This window comes from Acinetobacter sp. BIGb0102 (genome assembly GCF_003815055.1).
GTDB lineage: Bacteria > Pseudomonadota > Gammaproteobacteria > Pseudomonadales > Moraxellaceae > Acinetobacter > Acinetobacter vivianii.
In genome coordinates this window covers 490,379-513,740 of sequence record NZ_RKQE01000012.1, presented here as the reverse complement: position 1 = coordinate 513,740, position 23,362 = coordinate 490,379, and the positions used below count along the sequence as shown (strand labels likewise).

The window sequence follows — 23,362 nt, the reverse complement described above, 5'->3', positions numbered from 1 at the left end:
GCAAACTTAGGGCCTACTGTTTTTTGCACCGTGGTAAAGTTTTCAATATCCATGGTATCCATCACCTGACCGCCAAAGCGTTCAGCCACGATACCGGTTTTGATGCCTTTACGTGCTGCATAGATCGCTGCTGTACCACCTGCTGGGCCACCACCAATCACCAATACATCAAACGCATCTTTGGCATTGATTGCCGCTGCATCTTTCTCAGCAGAGTTGGTATCGAGCTTAGCAACGATTTCTTCCAAAGTCATACGACCTTGACCGATATGTTCATTGTCCTGAAATACCATTGGTACCGCCAAGATTTTGCGTTCTTCCACTTCATCCTGGAAGAAAGCACCATCAATCATGGTCGCTGTGGTATTGGGATTGTTAATCGCGATCAAGTTGAGCGCTTGTACTACATCTGGACAGTTATGACAGCTTAATGAAACAAACACATCAAAGTTTGCAGTCAAGTTTAAGCCTTTGATCTGTGTTAATACTTCATCAGACACTTTCGGTGCATAACCAGAAACTTGCAGTAATGCCAAGATCAAAGAGGTAAACTCATGTCCCATCGGTAAGCCAGCAAAGAACACACGTGGTTGTTCACCTGCTTTCGCTACACCAAAGCTAGGACGGCGAGCGTTTGAACCGTCAAAACGCGCCGTAACCTGATCAGAAAGTTCCGCAATTTCAGTCACCAGTTCTTTGATTTTTTCTGCTTTATCCGAGTCATCTAAAGCAGCAACCAGTTCGATCGGACTTTCTAAACGTTCTAAATAAGCTTTTAATTGAGTTTTAATATTTTGATCTAACATGTATTTCTCCAAACCCTAAGACTTTTAAATCAGTAAATTCATTCAATGAGGCTATAGTACGTAAAAACTATAAATAGGTAAAACAGTATGTTTTTATTGTTTTGATCGAATAAATCTATCAAAAACAAATCAAACTATCTGATACATCTTGAGCGGGCTAGCTCAAGGGTAAATGGCTCTACCCGCTGCAGTGTGTTATGAGCATAAAAATGCATTAATAATCAAGCTTTTGACTGATTCGATTTCTACGATTTTTCAAATTTTTGGCCAGCACATATAAAACTGCGCTTAAAACCAAGACCAATATAACGATTCCCCACAAAATGACAGTCACAATATGGGAAACACGCTCAGCCTGCTGGGCACGTACATCCAGCGGTTGTGTAAGTGCAGTAATGCTTTTGCCATAAAGTTGCTGCTGCATTACCCACAACTGCTCAGGTTTAAAATCGTATTTTTTAAACAAAAGCGGATCATTTTTTTCAGCATCAATCAGCTGGTTCACATAGATATTGGCGGTTTTACGATCAACAGGTTGATGCAATAAGGCCACTTGCGCCAAGACATATGCCTTTTCAGTCGAAGAAATATCAGCTTGCTGTAAATCCTGCGCAATCTGACTTTCCACAATATTATTTTGATAACTCATCCACTGCTGATAGGCCTGTTTGGTTTCATCTTTCCAGTCATACTGGATGTAACTCAAACCAGACCAAAGCAAGATAAACGAAATAATCCATGCCAGAAAGCGCTGTGTCCATGCTTGAAAACGCTGCTGAAAAAACTTGATTTTCTTCGCCCAGCTCACAAGAAAAAAAGCACCAAGAAATGAGACAAATATTTTTAAAAACAGCCAGCCAAACCATGACAATAAATTAAAGAAATAATCGACAGGCTGTTTAAAAGGAATTAATTCCTGTACATGATAAGGCAAATCTAGCGCCTGAACCTGCATGGAAAGATCAAAGAAACGATAGATAAATTCTTTCTGAAAAAAGAGCGATGCAATGGTAACAACCGCTAGAGTACTGGTCAGAAAAAACCAGATCATTAAATGGCGCTGACGTTTTTTTAACACATCTAAACGCTGGTCAAGCGGCTGTACACTAAAATCGTCTATCGGTGACAATGATCTTTCCTTCAAAAATTAATCGTATCAAGATTGAGGTGGCTGACTATTCTCCAGCACCAGATGATTCAAACTATCCTGCAATGCACGTAAACGTGTCGTTGCTTCTGCACGTTTCTGCATGCCTTCTTTCTGGATCTGAATCACATCGTTTACTGTTTTAATGAGGGTGTTTTGAACATGTTCAAGTGTTTCCACATCAATCACTGAACGCTGATTCGCTTTGGCCGTATCAACAGAGTTTTGATGAAGTAACTCAGCATTACGGCGTAATAACTCATTGGTGGTGTCATCAATGGCTTTGGCAAGCTGTACGCTATTCTTCTGCTCTTGCAATGAAATCGCCAGACTAATCTGATTTTTCCAAGCTGGTAAAGTGATATTTTTAATCGCATAGAACTTATCGACCAGCATCAGGTTATTCGACTGGATAATGCGGATCATTGGCAATGTTTGCATGGCAGACTGTTGTAAAACCTGTAAATCACTCACCCGCTTTTCGAGATTATTGGCCAAATGATTCAGGTCATAAATCTGCTGTGTGATCTGCTGATCCTGCTCTTGAGAAGTCAAAGCTGAAATCTGCTGCTGGATATCTTGCTGCTTCAATTGACCTGCTGCAATGTATACACCCAACTGCTTATATTCATCCTGTACGGCAACAAACATTTTATCAAGCGTGCCGACACGCGCCTTCAAACCTGATTGCGAACTTTCAATTTCCTTAACCAACACATCAATTTGTTCTTTGGTGGTATTAAAATGCTGGTCAAAATTTTGTTTGGCGCCCTTAAGTTTGCTCAGTAAGCCACCAAAAAAACCCGAGCTCTTTGATTTATTCAGGATACTTGAAGTATTGAGTTGCTGGGCCACCTGAACCACTTCATTGAGTTTTTGTCCCGTGCTATCCAGATCTTTATTTTGCACCAAACTTAATAACTCATCGGTATAAGTCGAGGTCTTATTGGCAATATTTTTGCCGTACTCTGCCACAACAGTCGTGCTAATTTCTGCCAACTCTTTATGGGCATCCATCACTTCGGCAAGGTCTTGTGGCTGTAAACCCAATTCTTTTAGATTGAGTTGCTCAAAACGTTGCTCAGGCTTGAGTTCAAGTTCATGAGACACTTTGCTAAGTTCTGAATCTGACATGATATTCCCCTCTTATTTCTGTAATGATTTTTTCAAATTCTGAATCAAGTTTTCTCGACTCTTGTCCAGTTGCTCAATGGTCGCCGATGAGCTGGACTCACGACTTTGCTTCAAATGATATTGCCATGCAGGAATTAAGACCTGTTGCGCTTCTTTAAAACGGTCTAAAAGACTAAAGGATAAATGTTGGGACAATTGCATTTGCTTCATCGCAATATCATTACTACTCTGCAAAGTTTGTAATGTATTCACTTTTTTCGAAAGTCGCTCAACAAAATGGTCCAGCACCTGCTGTTTGCTAAATTGAGGATATTCTTTTAAAAACTCATCTGCGGCCTGAATATAAGCTGCCATCTGCTCGCGCAACCCCAATGCCTGCTGCAAACGTGATTGGGATTTCTGGATTTCGATCTGTAAGCGCTGACTAAGATGATTGGCTTCATTAATCAAGCGATCTAAATCTTTAACATATTTGACTTGCCCGGCATCGTATTCGACATCAATCCCCAACCATTTTTGCAATGCATTGAAGCGACGCCCACCCAGATATTTTTTTGAAACCGAAAGCTGCTGAATAATTTGGCTAATCACTTCGCTCAGTTGCTGATTCAGCTTTGGATCAACGCCATTGAGCAGGACACTCTGTGCTTGCACCAAATGATCTGCATAATGATTTAAACGATGTGGATCGTTTAATAAAGGCACTAAATCATTACGCTTGATCGCTAAAATATGTTCTTGATTTGACTCAATTTGCGATAAAGGTATTAAGTCGAGCGGTATCGTCATATAAGTTAAAAATCGTGGGTACAAATAAATTTGGACAGGTTTATTTGTAGCATGTTCTCGCACTTTCGCATACAGCATTGTTGTTATGTTTTTTAAAATTTATTGCCAGATTAAAAAGCAAAAACCCTCTAAATTACAATCAATAAAGAGGGTTATACCGAGCCTGATTCATGATTTATTCATCATTCAGTGTACACTCAAAACTATTTGGATTTTGTTTACAACGAACCTTCTTCAAAAAGTTCATCATTTTGGGATCGTAGATACCTGCTTTAGTCAGTGAAATACGTGCCTCACGCATCATTTTCATATAATTCACCTGCTCTTCAGGTGAAATATTCATCCAGTATTTTGCAGGAATTTCCTTTTCATATTTGACGATAATATTAAAAGTACGACTAAGTTGACCTGCCACCCACTCACGTGACTTTTGCCCAAATCCTGCTGGAAACTTATCCTTGCGAATAATAAAATTTGCTGAAATTTGAGTGAGTGGAAATTTTACGATTCCACCTTTATCGCCCAGACCTTTATAAAGCTCAAACGGCTTATAGGCAACAATCGGTGCAGGGACAATATCAATCTGATGGTTATTAAATTTTGCACCTGCATTGGTCACATCTACAGAAACTGCTTGGGCACCGACTTGAGCGACCAGCTTCGGTTGTGCCTCGTCATAGGCAAACACCCCGACTTTCTTCCCCGCAGCCTTGGCTAAGGTATTGATACTGCGGTCAGAAACAAACAGATAAGCAGGCCCAATCGTGCCAAGCCCAGCAATTTCATAAGGCCCATTGATCATACTTTTTGCAGCTTGCGGCTTTGACAAAATTTGATAGGCTAAAATTGCCGTTTTTAAATCGGTTAATGCGCCAATTGCATCCAGAGAACCGACATATTTATTGAACTGTCGCCCCCGTAAGCCACTGATAATCGCACCATCGCATTGTCCAACTTTCAAATCTTCTGCGGCAACACGTTCATCAACATAGGCACGTAAATCGATATCCGCACCCCACTTCTTGGCTTCAAGCGCATAGTCCTTTGCCAATGCAAAAGCATCGCCCGATTTACCCACAGGATCAAATACACATACTGTTTGCTTGGCCTGAGTCGCAACTGCAAATCCAAGTAACGCCAAAGTAATCAAACCGTTTTTAATTATCATCTCGTTCTTCCCAGATAAGATTTATTATCTATTCATCTCACCTGATTTAGCGGCATGATCCTATGACGCGATTTATTTTTTTAATAGATTTGCAGTCAATAAAAACCGAGTAGATGATTTAAATCAACTGATTAATCTGTTCGGTTTTAAGATTTAATCCGTTGGTTTTTGTGGTAGCGCATAAGTTCCAATGACATGTGCCACAGGTTCTTCATCATCCAGCGAATACAACCAGACCTCGCCTGTAACTAAGGTTTTACCCACTTTGATCAACTTACAGACAGCTCGAATATCGCGATTGCCATTTGGTTTACGGAAAAAGTTAATGGTCATATTGGTGGTCACGGCCATCGCGACCAGACCTAAATGTCCCAGAATGGCAATATACAGCACGTAATCTGCAACCAGCATTAAAGTCGGCCCTGAAACCGTCTGTCCCGGCCGCAAGTCTCCAGCATCAACACGATAAAGCAGCTGTGCACCTCTTGGTGTAATCTCTTCAATGGTACTTTTCATCAACGCCTGCGGAAATTCCTGCGCCAAAAATCCCATAATTTCGTCTTTTGTTGCTGCCATGCATTATTCCTGTTGTTCCAGTTATATCTTTCTTAAAATGTAATGCTTGAGTTTCCCAACTAATCAGCCTGACTCGAAAGCTCATTTAATACCTGCCAATAGCTTGGCGGTTCACCGACATGTCCACGTTCACGCAACATTTGATGCACTTTTGGCAGTTTAAAATAAGGTACCGCAGCCATCAAATGATGTTCTTTATGATAGTTAACATTAATCGGCGCAACCAAAGCGCGTGCAAGATAGCCTGCTTTGGTGGTACGGGTATTGGTTAATGCACTATTGCTGGTCTCCATGCCTGCATGCTCTGCCATTGAACGAACTCTGAGAAATAAAGGAAATGGTGTTAAATATGCCACAACCCACAATGCATAAAGTTTAGAATGACCTGCCGCCCATAGGGCTGAAAATAACGCTGCATTGGTGGCAATTGCCCCGCCACTATTTTTTAGGAATGCTTTCGGATAATCAGTCCAATGTTTGCCTTCCTGAGAAATCCAGCGACGATCATTAGAAACCGTCCACTCCATTTTCTCAATATCCATCAGCACACGACCAACTGCAAATTTAAATCCAGTCACTCCGGATACATCACGTATAAATTTACGCATTAAAGATTTCTTAGAGGTCGGAAAGCCTGTCACAAGCGATAAATCGGGATCATCCACTGTTGAGGTTTTACTATGATGACGCATGTGATGGGCACGATATTTATGCAGATCATTCCAGATCGGACGCGCACATAACCAGTCAGTTAAAGTGTCATTGAGCCATTTGGTTTTAAACAGACTTTGATGAGATGCGTCATGCATGATAATTGCCAGTGCCAATTGACGTCCCGCCAAAATGACCAATGCAGCAATACACATCAATAATTTACCCCATGCAGGTAAATATTCCCATGAGCTCGCTACTGCAGCAAAAGTCCCACCAATGACTGCCCACGTTGATAACACAGCCCAACTGCCATGCAAATCTGATTTAGCGGTGAGTTCAGTAATTTCCTCTCTACTGAATAAGTCACTAATTGCAACGCGTGTATTCATCTCTCTATCCTGTCAGAATGTGTTCTATTTTTATAAAACTACACAATTTATATTTTTATTTTAAACTTAGTAATATTTCTGTCAATAAATTAAAATTAAATTATCTGTAATATTTGTAATCAACCTTTACTCAATATGACTTTCATAGAATTTACGCCATGCATCCAGACCTGTCTGATCGAGTCGTTGTACACTTTCAGCAAACTGTTGTCGGAGCTGTACATCGACAAAATCTTCCGGCAATAAGGGATCATTCATCAATAAAGAAATCGTTTGTCGTCCAAGTAATAGCGACTCTCGAGCAGCATCCTCTAAGGAAAGTTGCGGTACAGTCGCTAACCACTGCTGGATCATCTGACAATATTTCTCATAATTCTGGTTTAAGGTCTGGGTTGTCCAGAGTTTTGGCAAATTCGCTAAAGTTGTCGCATCAAAATGGTTAATTTGGCAGATTTTTGCGGTCTCTTCTAAACCTGAAGATTTTAATTCTGAAAATAACTGATCAAAGCCAATTGCCAGATTATCTGGACGAATATAAATTCCCTGTTCAAGCTCTTTAAAACCAAAATGTTTTAATGCTCTTTCCCGACGATTTAAAGCAGTACGATCAACACGTCCCAACTCACCCGTAAATACAGCCAGATATTGGTGATTCCAGCGCTTGGTCTGTTTAATCCCTTGTTTACGATTCAACATGACATCAGCCCATTCATGCGACTGCACTGTAAACTGATACACGCCGCGCTCAATCGCTTCTATGACGCCATCACTCGATAAACGAGTAACCGCTACGCGAATGCTGTTCTCACTGATGTCGAATAGTCTTGCCGCAACAATAATCTGCTTAATTGAAATCGCACGACCTTGTAGCCCAAGAAGCAAATCAATAATTAAGTCACGGGCATTCATTTTAGCTATTGTCATCTTGCAGTCGAACCCATATAGGAATATGAAAGATTAGAAATAAGAGATGGGAATCTTAACTGAGAATCTCCCTTTTCGCATTTGCAAAAAGGGAGAGTTTTTTATTTTTTATAGGAAAACAAACAACAAAATAATACCGAGAACAATACGGTACCAAGCAAACACACGTAATGTGTGTCGTTCAACAAATTTTACCAATGCACTCACCACAAACAGTGCCGAAATAAAGGCAGCCACAAAACCCACCGCAATATTCAGCATATTATCTTGCGTTAGCACATCAGCATTACGCGCCAGGTCAAATACCGCTGCACCCAACATGGTTGGCATCGCCAAGAAGAAGGAAAATTCGGTTGCTGCTTTACGAGACAAGCCCGAGAACATGCCACCGACAATGGTCGCACCTGAGCGCGAGGTTCCTGGAATCATGGCCACACACTGCGCACAACCCACCAGAAAAGCCTGCTTATAGGTAATCTTGGTCGCATCCGTGGTTTTATGATCAAATTTAATTGATTCAACCCAGAAAATGATCAGACCACCGACAATTAAAGCGACTGCAACCACAAGAGGACTAAACAACACGCTCTTAATAAAATCGACTGCAAATACCCCAATCACCACCGCTGGAATAAACGCCAATAAAACACTAAAAGCAAAATGTCGCGCTTCAGCATCGCCACTAAAAAAACCTTTGACCAAGTCAAAAATCTTTTGTCGATATAACCAGCATACCGCCAGAATCGCACCAAGCTGAATCACAACTTCAAAAACACGACCGTCATCTGAATGAAAGTCGATCATATGACCAAATAAAATCAAATGACCTGTACTTGAAATGGGTAGGAATTCGGTTAAACCCTCAATAAAGCCTAAAAATAAGGCTTTTAAAATTTCAATATGTTCCATAAATTACTCAAAAGCACGTAATACAAGAATAAAAATAAACGGCAAGCTTACCTTGAAATGGCATCATTTTATGTGATTGTCACGTAACGTTTTTATCAAAAAAGGACGCATGTACATAAATATCTCTTAAATAATCATCAGACTATTTTTCTTTTGCATTTGTTCGACCACTTCATGCGTATCAAAACCCAGACGCCAATATAAAAGTTCTAAAACATCTAACTCATCTTGGGTAATAATACGGTCATTCCAGAGGCATCTTTCTGCAATGGACAAAATATTGAGACGATCCCGTAATAACAACCCTGACACGTCATTCAGGATTTCAGCCAGATCCAATGGCTCATCTGAAATATCTGCATAGGTTTGCATTTCTTCTTCAGTCAAAAGCAGTTGCAAAATACGTTCACGTACTTCAAGCTGATTCGGACTGTTGATTTGCTGGACGTGCAACAAGGCATCAATCAGATGCACAATCTGAGATTTCACATCTTCAAAAGCAGCAGGTAGATGGGCGGGCATTAAATTGAGCTCATTTTTAACCCGTTCAAGCAATAAGGCATCTAATAACCCGACTTCTCCATCTTCCTGAATAATACACGCCAACTTCGTCAGAAATTGACGGGCAATACTGGCTGGCATGTGCCCAATATTCTTACAGGCATCATGGAAAATTTGCACATGAATACGACCATCCAGATTCAATAAAGCATCAACAATGGCATGGCTCACAGGTGCATCCTGTGGAATAAATTCGCGATATTGACGGATCATTAAAATCGCAACCATCACCTCTCGCGAACCCGTTGCGGTTTGCATCGCACGCTGAATGAGTTCAGGACGTTTCTTATTTTTACGTATTTCTGGATTAAGCGGCTTAATCGCATCATTCAACGCAAAACTAATCGGTGATAAACGCAACAACGGTAAAGGCTGTGGTGAACTCCAAGGCGTCGTAATATCGGCCGTTTCTTCTTCCAACGAACGAAACAAGCTAAATAAAGGACGATTACGTAATTTTCTTAGATTTTCTAATTGTAAATCTTGCAATAAAGTCGGATTCAATTCATAGATTCGATCTTTAATACTGGGATGAATATTCATCCAGCTTTGTGGACTCAATGAGTTTGCAAAGCACATATGCGAAATAGATTCAGAATAGGCACTGTGAATTTGCGAGCCCGAATGATGGACGTAAATCCTTAATAGGGTTTGAATATTGGCATTATTATTCATCAATCGCATGGTCTTAAGATCATTGCGAAAGGTTCGCCCACTTAAAGTCAGATATTTAATTCCACGGGTAATTAAAATCCCTAAACTTCCAATCAGCCAAATCACCCCACCTATCGCGACAAAAATGGTTTCAAACTTATTGCGATAAGACGTTGCATAAGGACTATAACCCGCTTGAGCCAGCTTGCTTCCCCATTGGCTAAAGGTCGTTAGGCCACTATACAAAAGTTTAAGCTTGGTATTTTCAACTGCTTCACCAGATAAAATCTGATTGAACTCATAACTGAGCAAGCCATACAGTTCCAGCTCATCAAGATTTTGCAAAGCACCCCAAGTCAGGATAATCACAATATCTTGCGATCTAAAGCCAGCGGTTAAAGCATTTACACCAACTTCATCAGGTAAAACATAGACCGCAGGAGGATCGATAGAGAAGCTTTTGGCCACTTGCTCTACAATTTTTAATGCCGTACTTTCTTCGGGCGTACTTTCATCAAACACCAGACGTCTGGCCTTTAATTGCTTGGCAAGCGAATGCCCGCCTTCACGTAGTACATAGAGTTCCGCACCAACCGACCAGAACAGCACAAAAATAAGCAAGAGAATAAAATAAGGACTAAGAACATGCCACCAGATCGGCTGCGTATAATCGAAGAAATGGACGACCAAACCTAAAATTAGATTAAGAATAAAAACAGTCAACAACATCGCCAGCCAACAAAAGCTCATTGACCATGCAATATTCTTATTTTCGATTAAGTAATGGCTCATTTCTCTCAATGTAAATTTTCCTGATTACATTGTTTCTGTTTAGGACTTCCGTATCCGTTATCATAAAATAAAAAAGCGGGAAATTCCCGCTTTTCTATAGATTAAGATGATTACTCTTCTTTGATTCCTGTTAAATCAACCGAAGCGGCATCAATATTCACATCAATATAGCTATCTAGTTTATTTTTTGCAGAGTCGCTACGTTTTTGCTCGAGTTTATCAAGGTAATCCTTGTCGATTCCACCCGCCACATAAATACCATCAAACACTGAACAATCAAACTCAGTTAAATCTGGCACTTTGCTGGTACGAACCGCATTTTTCAAATCTTCCAAGTCTTGGAAAACCAGACGGTCTGCACCAATATTTTCACGGATTTCTTCAACTGTACGGCCTGATGCAATCAGTTCAGCCTTCGCAGGCATATCAATACCATACACATTTGGATATTTCACCATTGGCGCGGCTGAAGCAAAGAAGACTTTCTTCGCACCAGAATCGCGTGCCATCTGGATAATTTCATTACATGTGGTACCACGTACAATCGAGTCATCGACCAATAGAACATTCTTGTCTTTAAACTCAAGCTCTACAGGGTTCAATTTTTGACGAACTGATTTTTTACGTTGTTGCTGACCCGGCATAATGAAGGTACGTCCGATATAACGGTTTTTCATAAAACCTTCACGGAATTTCACACCCAAAATATTTGCCAATTCTAAAGCAGAGGTACGGCTGGTATCTGGAATTGGAATCACAACATCAATATCGTGTTCCTCACCCCATTCTTTCAAAATCTTATACGCCAGCTTCTCACCCATTTTTAAACGGGCTTTATACACTGAAATACCATCGATCGTTGCATCTGGACGAGCAAAATACACATATTCGAAAATACATGGGCGATATTCAGGATTGGCAGCGCATTGCTTGCTAAACAGTTGTCCATTCTCATCAATGAAAATCGCTTCGCCAGGCGCAATATCACGCTCTACCTTAAAACCTAGTGCCGTAATCGCAACTGATTCAGAAGCGATAATATATTCAGTCCCTTGTTCAGTTTCGCGAGAACCATACACCAGAGGACGAATACCATTCGGATCACGGAAACCGACCAAGCCGTGGCCTGTAATCATGGCAACCACACCATAAGCGCCTTTGCAACGTTCATGTACACGAGAAACAGTGTGGAAAATATCGTCTGGTGTTGGATTTAAGGTACGAATCTTCTGTAATTCATGCGCAAAGACATTGAGCAGAACTTCTGAATCAGAGTCCGTATTCATGTGACGTAAATCTGTTTTAAACAGGTCATCATGAATTTCTGCGGCATTGGTCAGGTTACCATTGTGTGCAAGGGTAATCCCGTACGGAGAGTTTACATAGAACGGCTGCGCTTCAGCACTGCTTGATGAACCTGCGGTTGGGTAACGCACATGTCCAATCCCGTAGTTCCCAAGCAATGCACGCATATGACGGGTATGGAATACATCGCGTACCATACCGTTATCTTTGCGGAGAAATAAACGCCCTTGGTGGCAGGTTACGATTCCTGCGGCATCCTGTCCTCGATGTTGCAGCATCGTTAAGGCATCAAATAACATTTGGTTCACTGGTGATTTACCGGCTATCCCAACAACTCCACACATAGCAACCTCGCGACAAGCTAGCGATTAATAAAAAGGATTTTTCGTCGAATGATCAGAACGGTCTGTGACAGCTACACGTTCTGATTCGTCCATTTCTGGTGAAGGGCGATGTAACAACGCACCTTCAGATGTCATTTGATGTAAAGCTTGATTTGCCGCATCTTTGGACATTTCAGTAGCCAAAGGTGCGTAAGGTAATAAAATTTGTACGAATTTAGACTGTTTCCAGTGCGGTGAGCTTTCTACCCATGGGCCGAGACCCTGCATGGTGATCAGCACAATCAATAGTCCTTTGAGGGAACCAAAAGCACCACCTGCTAAACGATTTAATGGGCCCAGTTTTAAACTTTTCAAGAGCCCATTGAGTAATGCCGAAACAATCCAGGTACATACCACGATGATCAATACGATAAAAGCAAAAGCAGCAATTTTTTGCACAACGGGGTCTTGGCTCAGACTGCTCATTGCAGGTGCCAATACCACAGCGTATTTTGCTCCAATGATCAATGCAAATATCCATCCGATCAAGTTCGCAAAGGCTTTAATAAATCCTTGGCGCAAACCGTTCAGCCCTCCAATGAGCAAGATGACCAGAATAATGATATCAAGCGTGTTCATTTCACAATGTCATCGCATTAACACAATCTTTGATTAGGGTTGGGCCTGTATAAATCAGTCCGCTATAGACTTGAACGAGACTTGCTCCTGCCTGTTGTTTCGCAACCGCATGTTCACCTGCCAAAATACCACCGACGCCGATCAAAGGAATCTGACCCGCGAGTATTTTCGCAAACTGGCGTAAACATTCGGTACTTTTCTCAAATACAGGCGCACCAGACAAGCCACCCGCTTCATTTCCGTTTTCAAGGTTTTCGACACCTTCACGGCCAAGCGTGGTATTGGTCACGATGAGACCATCAATCTTGAATTGCAATAATTGTGCTGCAATAAAATCAATATCTTCTGTGGTTAAATCTGGTGCAACTTTGAGCACGAGAGGAACATAATGATTATATTGTTTTGCCAGTTCTAGTTGACGATCTTTTAATGTTTGTAACAACTCTGTTAGTGCATCGCCACTTTGTAAGCTACGTAAGTTTTTGGTATTTGGAGATGAAATATTAACCGTAATATAAGAAGCGTAATTATAAACTTTTTCTAGGCAGATCAGATAATCAGAAACTGCATCTTCAACAGGCGTATCGGCATTTTTACCAATATTAATTCCAAGAACACCTTTAAATTTTGATGCTTTGACATTCTCAATCAGTTTATCCACGCCATCATTATTAAAACCCATACGGTTAATAATGGCTTTTGCCTGAGGAATACGGAATAAACGCGGTTGAGGATTACCTGCTTGTGGACGTGGCGTAATGGTTCCAATTTCGATAAAACCGAAGCCTAGTGCTGCTAAAGCATCAATATGCGCACCATTTTTATCTAAACCGGCAGCAAGACCCACAGGATTTGGAAATTCAATTCCCATACATGTCACAGGTTTCGCTGCAACTTTCTGATGCATCAAGCCAATTTTATGGGCTTTATCCAGCATAGAAAGTGTAAGTTCATGTGCACGCTCTGGCGCTAAAGTAAACAACAAAGGGCGAGCCAATGAATATAACATACCAATCACAGTCTACTGTTTTTTCAAGTAGGCATATTATAGGCATAGGCGTATCAAAACGCCATGCCTGACATAGGGTTTTTAATGGCTTACTGTACTGTTGCAGTTAATTTAATCTGATTATTGTTTGACACCATATCCATTTTTTGAATGCTAATCCCCATTTGCGACAATTGCATTAAAAAGTTAGCTAAAACAGCATAATTCTGATGTTCTGCCACCAGTTGAATCTGTTCGCCATTTTGCTGAGAGGATACAGCCAAGCCCTGCTGTTGTGCTGTCCGCTGAATCTTGTCCGCAGCAGTCAGTGACAAATCATTGGCAGGTTTCATAGTAGCAGCATTACTCTGCATCCAGACAGTCAGATCTTTGAGCTCATTTAAGCGTTTTTGCTGCTGATCGGCTAAAGCATGCATTATCCACAAGGAATAACCGATCACTGTCACAATCACAAAAATGGTCGTAAAAATAACCATCACGCGTTCACGCACAGATAAACTTTGCAGATATTCATTAAGTGCTTCAACTTTCTGGTCGAAGCTGTTTTGTAAACGTGTTAGTGCTTTCATTATTTTACTTTTACCACCCCGATTGCGCCCACACTGTCCGCCTGAACATTGCCTAACTCAGCCTGAAAACCCTGCTGATTTAATTGTTGGGTCAGTCCTTGTAAATCATCTGCCGATTTTGCTTTAAGTGACATGGCAAGCGTTGAAGCATCGTAACTAACCTGCTGAGCCACAATCTGTTTTTGCATCAGGATTGGCCCGACACGACTCAACAGTGACAGTGCCTGCGTATCGCCAAGCTGACTCATACGCAACTGGCTTTCAAACTGGCTTTTAATATTTTGTTCAGTCACCCTGATATTTTCACCGAACCAGTATTTGTATTGATCAATAGCTTGAACAGCCGTCTGATCGGCGACTTTTTTCAGTTTCGACCAGCGTAAGGTATCGTAACCCAATTGCACCACGATCACAGCCAAAAGTACTGCTGCGGCAGCTTTCCAGTAGCCCGACCATTGGGTTTCTGCATTTTTTGACTTCGGCAAAACATTAAAGGGATGCTGTTTTGCTTTTAACAATGGCTGAAATTGGTAACTGAATTCTGTACGCTGATCTTTACTAGATGCCGTTGCCAGACTGTCCATCTGGGCAGTATTTAAATTGGCAAACTTAAATTGTGTTTCAGGTGGCTGGAACTCAAGAAATAAGCCGAGATCATCCACCGAGTTGCCTAGCCATGCATCTTCTCTAACCAGTAAATGATCATAGAGATTGACCAGCACAACCTCATGTTGCTCTGGCTCAGGCAAAATCAAGAAGTCAGGTAAGAAAGCACTAATCTGGACAGGTAACAAACTGAGTGCATGCTGCCAGGTTTCAATGGTTGACTGTGCTACACCTAGAATATTGACTTGATCCTGATGAAAATGATGTACCACTTTCATTTGATCAATCGGTAAGGTTACAAACTCTTCGAGGAGATATTTGATCCCCTCTTGTCCCAATTGTTTGTAATGTACCTTTGTCATTGCTTGTTGCAACATCTGAGCATTACGGCTTGGAAAATAAACCACCGCTTCTTTTCCATTGTGCTCTTGCAAGCCTTGAATCAATTGCTCAAGACTATTGGCTTGCAACCAGTTTTCCCCAGCCGACCAATACCATGTTCCATTGGTTTCGGGCATCCATAAATACAGCATCGGTGTTCAGTACCCTTATCCTAACGCGGATATATAAAAATTATAGTGTTGGCGTAAAACGGTTCTTTTGTGTCGATAATCCATTCGCGATCACAGCTTGATCATAGATACGGGCTTCTGCCAATGCAAATGGATTAAAGTTCTCATGGGTCAACTGTTCAGCAATATGTGCCACAACATTCATATGACACACCACCGCAATTGACTCGTACGGTAATTTTGACAACCATTCAATTGCATCTTTGGCATCATCATCTGGTTTGATCTTATCGCAAATCAGAACCGGAATGCCGTGAAAATGTGCCTTGATATGAGCCAAAGTTTCCTGAGCACGCAATAAAGGGCTCACCACAAAGATTTCAGGCTGAATCACATCTTTTAAAAACTGCCCAGTTTGCTCAGCTTGCTGATGTCCACGCTGGGTTAATGGGCGTTGCATATCGTTTCCATTGATGGCTGGAGACGCTTCACCGTGACGAACTAAAGTTAACTGCATAAAACGACCTTATTTTTTATAGCTGTATCATAACGCGAATAGATGACAGTTTTTTGATTAGACTTCATGATGAGGTAAAACAAACTCAACATCACTACGATGACCATTTTTCATTAAAGACAACGCAATATTCATTGGCGGTGCGCCTTCAAAAATCACTTCATACAGTGCATTGGTAATTGGCATGTATACATCCAGTTCTTGTGCTTTGGTACGCACCTGAACAATGGTATTAATCCCTTCAGCGGTCTGTCCCAGTTCTTTGGTCGCCTGATCCAGTGTTTTACCTGAACCTAGAGCAAAGCCAATCTGATAGTTACGGCTCAACGGACTATTACAGGTCGCAAATAAATCACCGACACCCGATAAGCCTAAGAATGTCAAAGGATTCGCGCCCTGCTTTACCGCAAATCGGCTCATCTCAGCCAAAGCACGCGTCAGGATCATACTCTTGGTATTTTCACCAATCTTGTATGCATCACCCATCCCCATTGCCACGGCATAGATATTTTTCAGTGCACCGCCCAATTCCACGCCATGTACATCATCGCTACCAAACACGCGGAATAAGGCGCTGTGTAACGCATGCTGAACTGCATAGCGAACCAATTCAGAATCACTGGCAATTACAGTGCCTGATGGCATCCCCGCCATAATTTCTTTGGCAAGGTTTGGACCCGATAACACACCGTATGGTACTTCTGGTAATTCTGTACGAATGATATAGCTCATGAAACTAAAGGTTTTAGCCTCAATCCCTTTGGTTAATGAAACCACCGCCTGAGAGGTAATAAATGGTGCAATCTGCTTTAATACATCACGAAATGAATGACTCGGAATCGCCACCAGAATAATGTCACGGTCACGTACAGCCAGTTCCAGATCAGCGACTGCACGTAATCCTGGTTCCAAGGTAAAATCAGGCAAATAGCGTTTATTGACGTGAGTTTGATTGATTTCTTCCGCCACCGCAGCATCACGAATCCAGATCATGGTATCGCAACCATTACGCACAGCTAGATTAGCCATGGCTGTACCAAAACTACCACCACCCAATACTGTAATTCTTAATGCTGTTTTTTGATCTACAGCTACGGGTTCAACTAAATCGCTAAATTTTAACTCTGTCATTTTTTATCCTGAAACCTATTTCTTTCTTTAATCATTACAAACCGAGCTTAGTTTGCTTGCCACACTTTGACAAAATCCTGACTGTTTATTTCTGCACGCGGAGCAATCGCCTTTGCCGCAGTTCCGATATAGATAATACCTGAAATTAAATCTTGCTCTTTTAAACCTAACTGTTGTTTTAACCAGTTTGACTCAACCACAGCACCTGAACGCCACATGGTTGCGAACCCTTGTGCCTGTAAAGATAACAAGAAATTCTGAATCGCTGCACCCGTGCTCAGGATCTGCTCAAAGTGCGGTACTTTGGGATGATCTTGAAGGGTCGTTAACGCTAAAACCAGCAACGGCGCACGGAATGGATGCTGCTTCACCCGATCAAGCTGGGCAGGCTCTGTTTCTCCGAGGTCTGCCAAAGCTTTGGCTAGATGCTCACCAAAAGCAGCACGTTGCTCAGGTGTAACGATCACAAAACGGGTGGGTTTTAAACGATGATGATCTGGCGCGGTCAACGCCGCTTGTACTGCTTTTTCGAGTTGTTCTGTATTCGGTGCTGGCTCAATAAGTTGACCAATAGATTGACGTTGATGAATATTTTGATGAATTGTCTCTATATTTGAGTCCGTCATTGAAATGAATCTAACTAACACATGGATGGCGCTAGATTAGCATAATCTGAATGATTTCCACTATGCCTAATTCATGCTTGTATCTGCTGCTTATATTGCTTTTTTGTCAGTAAATGAAAATATCATCATTGCTAAGCTCATCATTCATTTGACAAAATTAACAGAGTCTCTGCACAAACTGTACATAACCTGCCAAAGCACTCAAAAATTATATGTTCAAATAATATGATTACGTAACCACTTGAGAACAAGCAATGAAAAAAACCTTCATCATGAGTTTACTTGGCGGCTTGGCATTGGGTCTGACTGCATGTGCATCTACCCCGACCAACACATTAGCGATTCAAAAAGAAAATAATCAATATGAAGTAACTGGCATTGGTAAAACAAATTTGATCGCTAAAAATAATGCGATTAGCGCTGCCCAAAAAACCTGTACTCGCAATACCTCGCCTGTTGTTGTCGATGAAAAAACAGCTTATCAAGGTGTACTGAAAGGTGTTGTAGATGAGCAGACGGGCAAGATGGTTGAAGCTGCCGCAGGTGTGATTGGTACCATTACAGGTAAAAATGCTTCTTTAGCCAAAGATGATGATTACCAGACCACTCTCACCTTCTATTGCAAAGCCAACGCTTAAAAACAAAAAAGCCGATGTTTCTACATCGGCTTTTATTTTCTGGATTGCTTAGTGAGCTTCGCTCGCAGCAACCTCTGCAACATCAGTATTATGTTCATCTAAATTCGGTTTATCGATTGCATCAATTGCAGCTTGTTGCTCTGGAGTCGTTTGAGTTGCTACAGCAGCAGAAGCAGCCTGATCTTGCTGTTCAACATTCTTCGCTTCTTCTTTCTTTGCACATGCAGTCAGCATGATTGGAGCAATGATTAGCGCGGCAAGGGTTAATTTAAATTTCATCACGGCTTTCCACAGTAACTTGGTTAACTTGTGACAAGCATATTTCAGATATATGACACTTTAATGACTACAACGTTGTACAAAAGTAAAAAGAGCCGATTTAAATCGACTCTTTTTTATATTTTCGTGACTAATCAAAAGGTTAAATCTTGATTAAGCACGTTCAAGTAAAGCTGCAACCGCAGGTAAAGTCTTACCTTCTACAAACTCAAGGAAGGCACCACCACCCGTTGAGATATAGCCAATTTGGTCAGCAACTTCATATTTATCAATCGCAGCCAATGTATCACCACCACCTGCAATCGAGAAACCAGCAGATTCAGCAATCGCCAAAGAAAGTGCCTTAGTACCTTCACCGAATTGATCCACTTCAAATACGCCCACTGGGCCATTCCAAAGAATAGTTTTTGAAGTTTTTAAGATCTCTGCAAATGCTTTAGCCGTTTCAGGACCAACATCCAGAATCATATCAGTGTCAGTCACATCTGCAACATTTTTCACCACAGCTTGTGCGCTTGCCAATGAACCCAAGAAGTCTTCAAAGTTGATTTGGCTTGCATCTGCAACCACAACATCAGTTGGTAATGGCACACTCACTTTTGCAGCAATTTGTTTTGCTGTTTCAACCAAGTCAGCTTCGTAAAGTGATTTACCAACGTTATAACCCGCTGCCGCAAGGAAAGTATTAGCAATACCACCACCAACGATCAATTGATCGCAGATCGTTGATAATGAGTTTAATACATCAAGCTTGGTCGATACTTTAGAACCCGCAACAATCGCCACCATTGGTTTTTCTGGAGTTTGCATTGCACGACCAAGCGCATCTAATTCAGCAGCCAACAATGGACCTGCTGCTGCGATTGGTGCAAAACGTGCAGCACCTTCAGTTGATGCTTCTGCACGGTGCGCTGTACCAAATGCATCCATAACAAATACATCACAAAGCGCTGCATATTTTTTCGCAAGTTCTTCGTTATTCTTCTTTTCACCGTGGTTGAAACGCACGTTTTCAAGCAATACTACCTGACCCGCTGCAACGTCCACGCCATCTAAATAGTCTGTGAATAATTTAACATCTTGACCTAAAGCTTTGCTTAAATAAGCAGCAACTGGTGCAAGTGATTGTTCTGGTTTTGGCTCACCTTCTACAGGACGACCCAAATGAGAAAATACCATTACTGCCGCGCCTTTTTCCAAAGCAGCTTTAATAGTTGGCAATGCAGCACGTAAACGTGCATCACTGGTAATTTCCCCATTTTTTACAGGAACGTTTAAGTCTTCACGAATAAGGACACGTTTACCTGCTAAATCAAGATCAGTCATGCGCTGAAAATTCATGGATGGCTCTCTAGTTGATTTTAAAAACGGCACAATTTTAAATGATTCTCTGAAATAAAGGTGAGTTTTTTTGCAGAAAAGCTGCCGAAGCCGTCACTTTTGATTATGATAATCAGCGTCACCCGATCTTTATTATTATTATGTCTATTCATCCAGATCCTAAAATTAATCGTTTAAATGTACTTGGCGAACCTTTAGCCAGCTGTTGTTATGATCCGCTGACCGGATATTTCCGTAATGGTTTTTGTCACACGGCGGTCACCGACTCAGGTCAACACACCATGTGCGCGCAAATGACCTCTGAATTTCTGAATTTTTCACAAAAAGTCGGCAATGACCTGATCACACCGTTACCAGAAGTCGGCTTTCCCGGGCTTAAACCAGGTGACTTTTGGTGCATTTGTGTGACACGCTGGGTAGAAGCCTATCAGGCTGGACATGCGCCACCGATCAAATTGAATGCATGCCACAATGCGGTGTTACACTACGTACCGCTCAATATTCTTGTGGAATATGCAGTGTAATGCGCCAGTATGAACTGATTCTGGCCTCAAGCAGCCAAACCCGTAAAGACCTCATGGATCGTTTAAGGCTGAATTATCGCTGTATTTCCCCTGATATTGATGAATCTGCAACAGGTGAATTACATGCCGATGATTTGGCTAAACGTCTCGCTTTTGAAAAAGCAGCTGTGATCGCTCAGCAACATCCAGATGCGATTGTGATTGGTTCCGATCAGGTGGCTTGGCGTGAACATGCCCCGTATGATTTTATTGGCAAGCCTTTAAGCGTTGAAAATGCCATTCAGCAATTACAGGCCAACTCGGGTCAAACCGTATTTTTCAGCACCGCGCTCAGTGTTCAACATTTACAATCTGGCTTTGAAACCACACTGGTTGAGCATTACCAAGTTAAATTCCGCGAATTAACCTTGGCAGAAATTGAACGTTATATTGAAATTGACCAGCCTTTACATTGTGCCGGTAGTTTTAAATGTGAAAGCTTAGGCATTAGCTTATATGAAAAAATGGTGGGTGATGATCAAACCACATTGATGGGCTTGCCGATGATTCAACTATGTAAAATCTTACGCCAGTTTGAAATCAGTGTTCCTTAAAAATACCCTGACCTAAACTCAATTTAGATCAGGGTCAATCATTATTCCTCGACCACAGTGACTCTTTTTGGCAAAGCAAACCAGATAAAGATCGACAAGATCAAGAACAACAAGGCAGCGACATTCAACACGGAACGATGTGATTGACTAAAGGCTTGTTTCGCAGCAGTAATCACATGCTCTGCAATCGCAGGTTGTAATTGTTTGGCAGCTTGAACCGCCTCTCCAATCGAGCTACTCACCTGTTCAATAATGCGATGCGGCACTTCGGTTGGTACTACAATCGAATTGGCATAGAACCATGACAACATCAGACCGAAAAAGGCAATTCCTAAACCTGCTCCCAGCTCATAGGCCATCCCTTCAATTGCCCCTGCTGCCGTGGCTTTGCTTGGCGGTACTGAAGACATAATCGCAGAGGTTGAAGCCAGTAAAGCAATTTCTACACTTAAACCTAAAACAACCATCCAGCTCCAGACCTGCATCTTCGCCTGCATAAAATCAGTATTTGCCAAGCCCCACAGACTTACCGCACTCATCAACATACCGAGCGATGCTACTGAACGTAGCCCAAAACGATTGACCAGCATACTGGCGATTGGGCCGCCTAAACTAATCGCCACCATAAACGGTAAAATGAATGCACCCGCAGCCAATGGAGAAAGTTGGTAAACAAATTGCAGTTCTTGTGAAATCAGCAATTCAAAACCGACCAGTGCCATCATGGAGACAATTGCCATCACCACACCTGTCGCAATAACAGGGTGTTTGAATAATTGGATATCAATCATTGGAGACGTTGACGTGAGCTGTTTGCGGACAAAGCCCACCAGTAAACTCAAGCCCACGGCAAAGATCAAAACCGACCAGATGCTAAACCCATGCATCACGGTTTTAATTGCATAGATCATACTCAGGATAGCAACCACCAATACAATGGCCTGTAGCAAGTTAAGATTCTGCTTTGGTTGCCCTGCCTGTTTTGGAATCACAAATACCGTTAAAGCCAACACAGCAAGCATAATCGGCACATTAATCAGGAACACAGCGCCCCAATGGAAATGCTCCAGCAAGAAACCACCTAATAATGGGCCAAAGGCTGCACCACCACCACCGACAGTCGCCCAGATGCCAAGTGCAAAGTTACGTTGCTTCTCATCCAGAAAGGTATTACGGACCGCAGATAAAGTCGCAGGCAAAATCATGGCTGCACCCACTGCCAATAACGCACGTGAACCAATTAAGGCATAAGCAGTAGAAGAAAATGCAGCTGCCAATGACGCCAGACCAAATAAGATCCCGCCAATAATCATCAGCCGTTTAAAACCAATACGGTCTCCCAACGCACCCATAGGTAAAATCAGGCCCGCCATGACCAAGGAATAGATATCAATAATCCACAGCAATTCATTTGCTGATAAAGAAAGTGACTCACTCAACGTCGGTGTCGCCACGTGTAAAACGGTCGCATCAATCGATACAGGGAGATAGATCAATACAACGATTGCAAGAATTAACCACTTGCGTGACATAAATGCCTCTAAATTGGACAATTGTTCAAATTGCTGTCATTATAACCAAAATTGAACACTTGTCCAACTTTAAAATTTGGAGTAGTGTGTTTCCGTTTTATATGCAGGTATAGGTGCAAACAAAGAATGGCTTATTTAAATCGCGAACAACGTCGTGAAATGATTTTACAGGCGGCCATGCAAGTCGCTTTAAACGAAGGTTTTTCTGCGATGACCGTACGCCGTATTGCCACCGAAGCGCAAACCTCGACAGGACAAGTGCATCATCATTTTGCCTCCAGCTCACATTTAAAAGCAGAAGCATTTATCAAACTAATGCAACAACTGGACGAAATTGAAAATCAGGTCAGCACAGCCAACGCTTTACAGCGCCTCTCCTTGCTACTCGGTTGTGAAAATATTGAGCAGATTCAACCCTATTTAAGACTCTGGAATGAAGCCGAAGTTCTCATTGATCAAGATGAAGAAATAAAACAGGCTTATAACATCGCCATGCAGGACTGGCATCGCTCAATTGTCCGTATGATTAATGAAGGTCAAGCACAGGGAGAGTTTCATTTTGAGACCAATAGCCATGACATCGCATGGCGGTTAATTGCGTTTGTCTGTGGTCTGGAAGGAATTTATAAATTAGGATTGACTGGCTTAAATGAAGTTGATTTTAAGCGTCATACTGAAGCTATCATTCAGGCAGAATTGTTTAAAAAGTAAAATG

The 23,362-nt window shown here is 41.7% G+C and carries 25 protein-coding genes; 4 read left to right on the top strand and 21 right to left on the bottom strand.

Features of this window, described 5'->3' with window-relative positions; genetic code table 11:
- The 18 genes from EC846_RS11250 to EC846_RS11165 all read right to left on the bottom strand — a co-directional run.
- Window positions 1-806 (bottom strand): thioredoxin family protein (locus EC846_RS11250; RefSeq protein ID WP_123774090.1); only part of this gene is annotated, 806 nt, incomplete at its 3' end.
- Between the two features lie 214 nt (window positions 807-1,020).
- Window positions 1,021-1,935, bottom strand: coding sequence for a hypothetical protein (locus tag EC846_RS11245; RefSeq protein WP_123775215.1), 915 nt, complete (start codon window positions 1,933-1,935; stop codon window positions 1,021-1,023).
- 27 nt (window positions 1,936-1,962) lie between these two features.
- Window positions 1,963-3,087, bottom strand: coding sequence for a toxic anion resistance protein (locus EC846_RS11240; RefSeq protein WP_123775214.1), 1,125 nt, complete (start codon window positions 3,085-3,087; stop codon window positions 1,963-1,965).
- 12 nt (window positions 3,088-3,099) lie between these two features.
- Window positions 3,100-3,876, bottom strand: a complete 777-nt coding sequence (locus tag EC846_RS11235) for a tellurium resistance protein (protein WP_123775213.1) — start codon at window positions 3,874-3,876, stop codon at window positions 3,100-3,102.
- A 175-nt stretch (window positions 3,877-4,051) separates the two neighbouring features.
- Window positions 4,052-5,044: a putative solute-binding protein gene (locus tag EC846_RS11230; protein WP_123775212.1), complete on the bottom strand. Its 993-nt coding sequence runs from the start codon at window positions 5,042-5,044 to the stop codon at window positions 4,052-4,054.
- Between the two features lie 153 nt (window positions 5,045-5,197).
- Window positions 5,198-5,620: a PaaI family thioesterase gene (locus tag EC846_RS11225; protein ID WP_047432677.1), complete on the bottom strand. Its 423-nt coding sequence runs from the start codon at window positions 5,618-5,620 to the stop codon at window positions 5,198-5,200.
- Between the two features lie 59 nt (window positions 5,621-5,679).
- Complete coding sequence (locus EC846_RS11220) at window positions 5,680-6,663, bottom strand: fatty acid desaturase family protein (protein WP_123775211.1); 984 nt, start codon at window positions 6,661-6,663, stop codon at window positions 5,680-5,682.
- 126 nt (window positions 6,664-6,789) lie between these two features.
- On the bottom strand, window positions 6,790-7,587 hold the full coding sequence (locus EC846_RS11215) for a PaaX family transcriptional regulator C-terminal domain-containing protein (protein ID WP_123775210.1): 798 nt from the start codon (window positions 7,585-7,587) through the stop codon (window positions 6,790-6,792).
- Between the two features lie 108 nt (window positions 7,588-7,695).
- The gene (locus EC846_RS11210; protein WP_004771720.1) at window positions 7,696-8,496 is read right to left on the bottom strand and encodes an undecaprenyl-diphosphate phosphatase; all 801 of its coding nucleotides are present in this window, start codon (window positions 8,494-8,496) and stop codon (window positions 7,696-7,698) included.
- Between the two features lie 126 nt (window positions 8,497-8,622).
- Window positions 8,623-10,512, bottom strand: coding sequence for a M48 family metalloprotease (locus tag EC846_RS11205; protein ID WP_171066985.1), 1,890 nt, complete (start codon window positions 10,510-10,512; stop codon window positions 8,623-8,625).
- A gap of 101 nt (window positions 10,513-10,613) precedes the next feature.
- Window positions 10,614-12,152 (bottom strand): amidophosphoribosyltransferase, encoded by a 1,539-nt coding sequence (gene purF / locus EC846_RS11200; protein ID WP_005257025.1) that lies wholly within the window; start codon window positions 12,150-12,152, stop codon window positions 10,614-10,616.
- A gap of 24 nt (window positions 12,153-12,176) precedes the next feature.
- Window positions 12,177-12,770, bottom strand: coding sequence for a CvpA family protein (locus tag EC846_RS11195; protein WP_123775209.1), 594 nt, complete (start codon window positions 12,768-12,770; stop codon window positions 12,177-12,179).
- Between the two features lies 1 nt (window position 12,771).
- Entirely contained in the window at window positions 12,772-13,779 is a 1,008-nt protein-coding gene (locus EC846_RS11190) for a quinone-dependent dihydroorotate dehydrogenase (RefSeq protein WP_123775208.1), read from the bottom strand.
- A gap of 89 nt (window positions 13,780-13,868) precedes the next feature.
- Complete coding sequence (gene gspM, locus EC846_RS11185) at window positions 13,869-14,348, bottom strand: type II secretion system protein GspM (protein WP_005257023.1); 480 nt, start codon at window positions 14,346-14,348, stop codon at window positions 13,869-13,871.
- Window positions 14,348-15,487 (bottom strand): type II secretion system protein GspL, encoded by a 1,140-nt coding sequence (gene gspL, locus EC846_RS11180; RefSeq protein ID WP_123775207.1) that lies wholly within the window; start codon window positions 15,485-15,487, stop codon window positions 14,348-14,350. The genes gspM and gspL overlap by 1 nt, the downstream gene beginning before the upstream one ends.
- A 40-nt stretch (window positions 15,488-15,527) precedes the next feature.
- Complete coding sequence (gene sixA / locus EC846_RS11175; RefSeq protein WP_005257021.1) at window positions 15,528-15,983, bottom strand: phosphohistidine phosphatase SixA; 456 nt, start codon at window positions 15,981-15,983, stop codon at window positions 15,528-15,530.
- A gap of 57 nt (window positions 15,984-16,040) precedes the next feature.
- Window positions 16,041-17,114, bottom strand: a complete 1,074-nt coding sequence (locus tag EC846_RS11170) for an NAD(P)H-dependent glycerol-3-phosphate dehydrogenase (protein ID WP_123775206.1) — start codon at window positions 17,112-17,114, stop codon at window positions 16,041-16,043.
- Between the two features lie 47 nt (window positions 17,115-17,161).
- Window positions 17,162-17,740: a nitroreductase gene (locus tag EC846_RS11165; protein ID WP_004771710.1), complete on the bottom strand. Its 579-nt coding sequence runs from the start codon at window positions 17,738-17,740 to the stop codon at window positions 17,162-17,164.
- Between the two features lie 254 nt (window positions 17,741-17,994).
- Here EC846_RS11165 and EC846_RS11160 point away from each other — a divergent pair, with 254 nt between their 5' ends.
- Window positions 17,995-18,378, top strand: a complete 384-nt coding sequence (locus EC846_RS11160) for a hypothetical protein (RefSeq protein ID WP_005257017.1) — start codon at window positions 17,995-17,997, stop codon at window positions 18,376-18,378.
- 48 nt (window positions 18,379-18,426) lie between these two features.
- Here EC846_RS11160 and EC846_RS11155 read toward each other — a convergent pair whose 3' ends face one another.
- Both EC846_RS11155 and EC846_RS11150 read right to left on the bottom strand, forming a co-directional pair.
- Window positions 18,427-18,657: a hypothetical protein gene (locus tag EC846_RS11155; RefSeq protein WP_004771706.1), complete on the bottom strand. Its 231-nt coding sequence runs from the start codon at window positions 18,655-18,657 to the stop codon at window positions 18,427-18,429.
- Window positions 18,658-18,810: 153 nt separating this feature from the next.
- Window positions 18,811-19,998, bottom strand: coding sequence for a phosphoglycerate kinase (locus EC846_RS11150; protein WP_047432658.1), 1,188 nt, complete (start codon window positions 19,996-19,998; stop codon window positions 18,811-18,813).
- Between the two features lie 140 nt (window positions 19,999-20,138).
- On the opposite strand from EC846_RS11150, the gene EC846_RS11145 reads away from it, so the two are divergent.
- A complete protein-coding gene (locus tag EC846_RS11145) occupies window positions 20,139-20,522 on the top strand; it encodes a DUF2237 family protein (protein WP_005229802.1) in 384 nt (127 codons plus the stop codon).
- Window positions 20,522-21,115: a Maf family protein gene (locus tag EC846_RS11140; RefSeq protein ID WP_123775205.1), complete on the top strand. Its 594-nt coding sequence runs from the start codon at window positions 20,522-20,524 to the stop codon at window positions 21,113-21,115. The genes EC846_RS11145 and EC846_RS11140 overlap by 1 nt, the downstream gene beginning before the upstream one ends.
- A 41-nt stretch (window positions 21,116-21,156) precedes the next feature.
- On the opposite strand, the gene EC846_RS11135 is transcribed toward EC846_RS11140, so the two are convergent.
- Window positions 21,157-22,647, bottom strand: a complete 1,491-nt coding sequence (locus tag EC846_RS11135; RefSeq protein ID WP_123775204.1) for an MFS transporter — start codon at window positions 22,645-22,647, stop codon at window positions 21,157-21,159.
- Window positions 22,648-22,773: 126 nt separating this feature from the next.
- Between EC846_RS11135 and EC846_RS11130 the strand changes: the two genes are divergently transcribed.
- Window positions 22,774-23,358, top strand: coding sequence for a TetR family transcriptional regulator (locus EC846_RS11130; RefSeq protein WP_123775203.1), 585 nt, complete (start codon window positions 22,774-22,776; stop codon window positions 23,356-23,358).
- The last annotated feature ends 4 nt before the right edge of the window (window positions 23,359-23,362 follow it).

Coding starts and splice junctions, on each gene's coding strand:
- EC846_RS11240 (WP_123775214.1), bottom strand. CDS start 3,087: ATGTCAGATTCAGAACTTAGCAAAGTGTCTCATGAACTTGAACTCAAG.
- EC846_RS11235 (WP_123775213.1), bottom strand. CDS start 3,876: ATGACGATACCGCTCGACTTAATACCTTTATCGCAAATTGAGTCAAAT.
- EC846_RS11230 (WP_123775212.1), bottom strand. CDS start 5,044: ATGATAATTAAAAACGGTTTGATTACTTTGGCGTTACTTGGATTTGCA.
- EC846_RS11225 (WP_047432677.1), bottom strand. CDS start 5,620: ATGGCAGCAACAAAAGACGAAATTATGGGATTTTTGGCGCAGGAATTT.
- EC846_RS11220 (WP_123775211.1), bottom strand. CDS start 6,663: ATGAATACACGCGTTGCAATTAGTGACTTATTCAGTAGAGAGGAAATT.
- EC846_RS11215 (WP_123775210.1), bottom strand. CDS start 7,587: ATGACAATAGCTAAAATGAATGCCCGTGACTTAATTATTGATTTGCTT.
- EC846_RS11210 (WP_004771720.1), bottom strand. CDS start 8,496: ATGGAACATATTGAAATTTTAAAAGCCTTATTTTTAGGCTTTATTGAG.
- purF (WP_005257025.1), bottom strand. CDS start 12,152: ATGTGTGGAGTTGTTGGGATAGCCGGTAAATCACCAGTGAACCAAATG.
- EC846_RS11195 (WP_123775209.1), bottom strand. CDS start 12,770: ATGAACACGCTTGATATCATTATTCTGGTCATCTTGCTCATTGGAGGG.
- EC846_RS11190 (WP_123775208.1), bottom strand. CDS start 13,779: ATGTTATATTCATTGGCTCGCCCTTTGTTGTTTACTTTAGCGCCAGAG.
- gspM (WP_005257023.1), bottom strand. CDS start 14,348: ATGAAAGCACTAACACGTTTACAAAACAGCTTCGACCAGAAAGTTGAA.
- gspL (WP_123775207.1), bottom strand. CDS start 15,487: ATGCTGTATTTATGGATGCCCGAAACCAATGGAACATGGTATTGGTCG.
- sixA (WP_005257021.1), bottom strand. CDS start 15,983: ATGCAGTTAACTTTAGTTCGTCACGGTGAAGCGTCTCCAGCCATCAAT.
- EC846_RS11170 (WP_123775206.1), bottom strand. CDS start 17,114: ATGACAGAGTTAAAATTTAGCGATTTAGTTGAACCCGTAGCTGTAGAT.
- EC846_RS11165 (WP_004771710.1), bottom strand. CDS start 17,740: ATGACGGACTCAAATATAGAGACAATTCATCAAAATATTCATCAACGT.
- EC846_RS11160 (WP_005257017.1), top strand. CDS start 17,995: ATGAAAAAAACCTTCATCATGAGTTTACTTGGCGGCTTGGCATTGGGT.
- EC846_RS11155 (WP_004771706.1), bottom strand. CDS start 18,657: ATGAAATTTAAATTAACCCTTGCCGCGCTAATCATTGCTCCAATCATG.
- EC846_RS11150 (WP_047432658.1), bottom strand. CDS start 19,998: ATGAATTTTCAGCGCATGACTGATCTTGATTTAGCAGGTAAACGTGTC.
- EC846_RS11145 (WP_005229802.1), top strand. CDS start 20,139: ATGTCTATTCATCCAGATCCTAAAATTAATCGTTTAAATGTACTTGGC.
- EC846_RS11140 (WP_123775205.1), top strand. CDS start 20,522: ATGCGCCAGTATGAACTGATTCTGGCCTCAAGCAGCCAAACCCGTAAA.
- EC846_RS11135 (WP_123775204.1), bottom strand. CDS start 22,647: ATGTCACGCAAGTGGTTAATTCTTGCAATCGTTGTATTGATCTATCTC.
- EC846_RS11130 (WP_123775203.1), top strand. CDS start 22,774: ATGGCTTATTTAAATCGCGAACAACGTCGTGAAATGATTTTACAGGCG.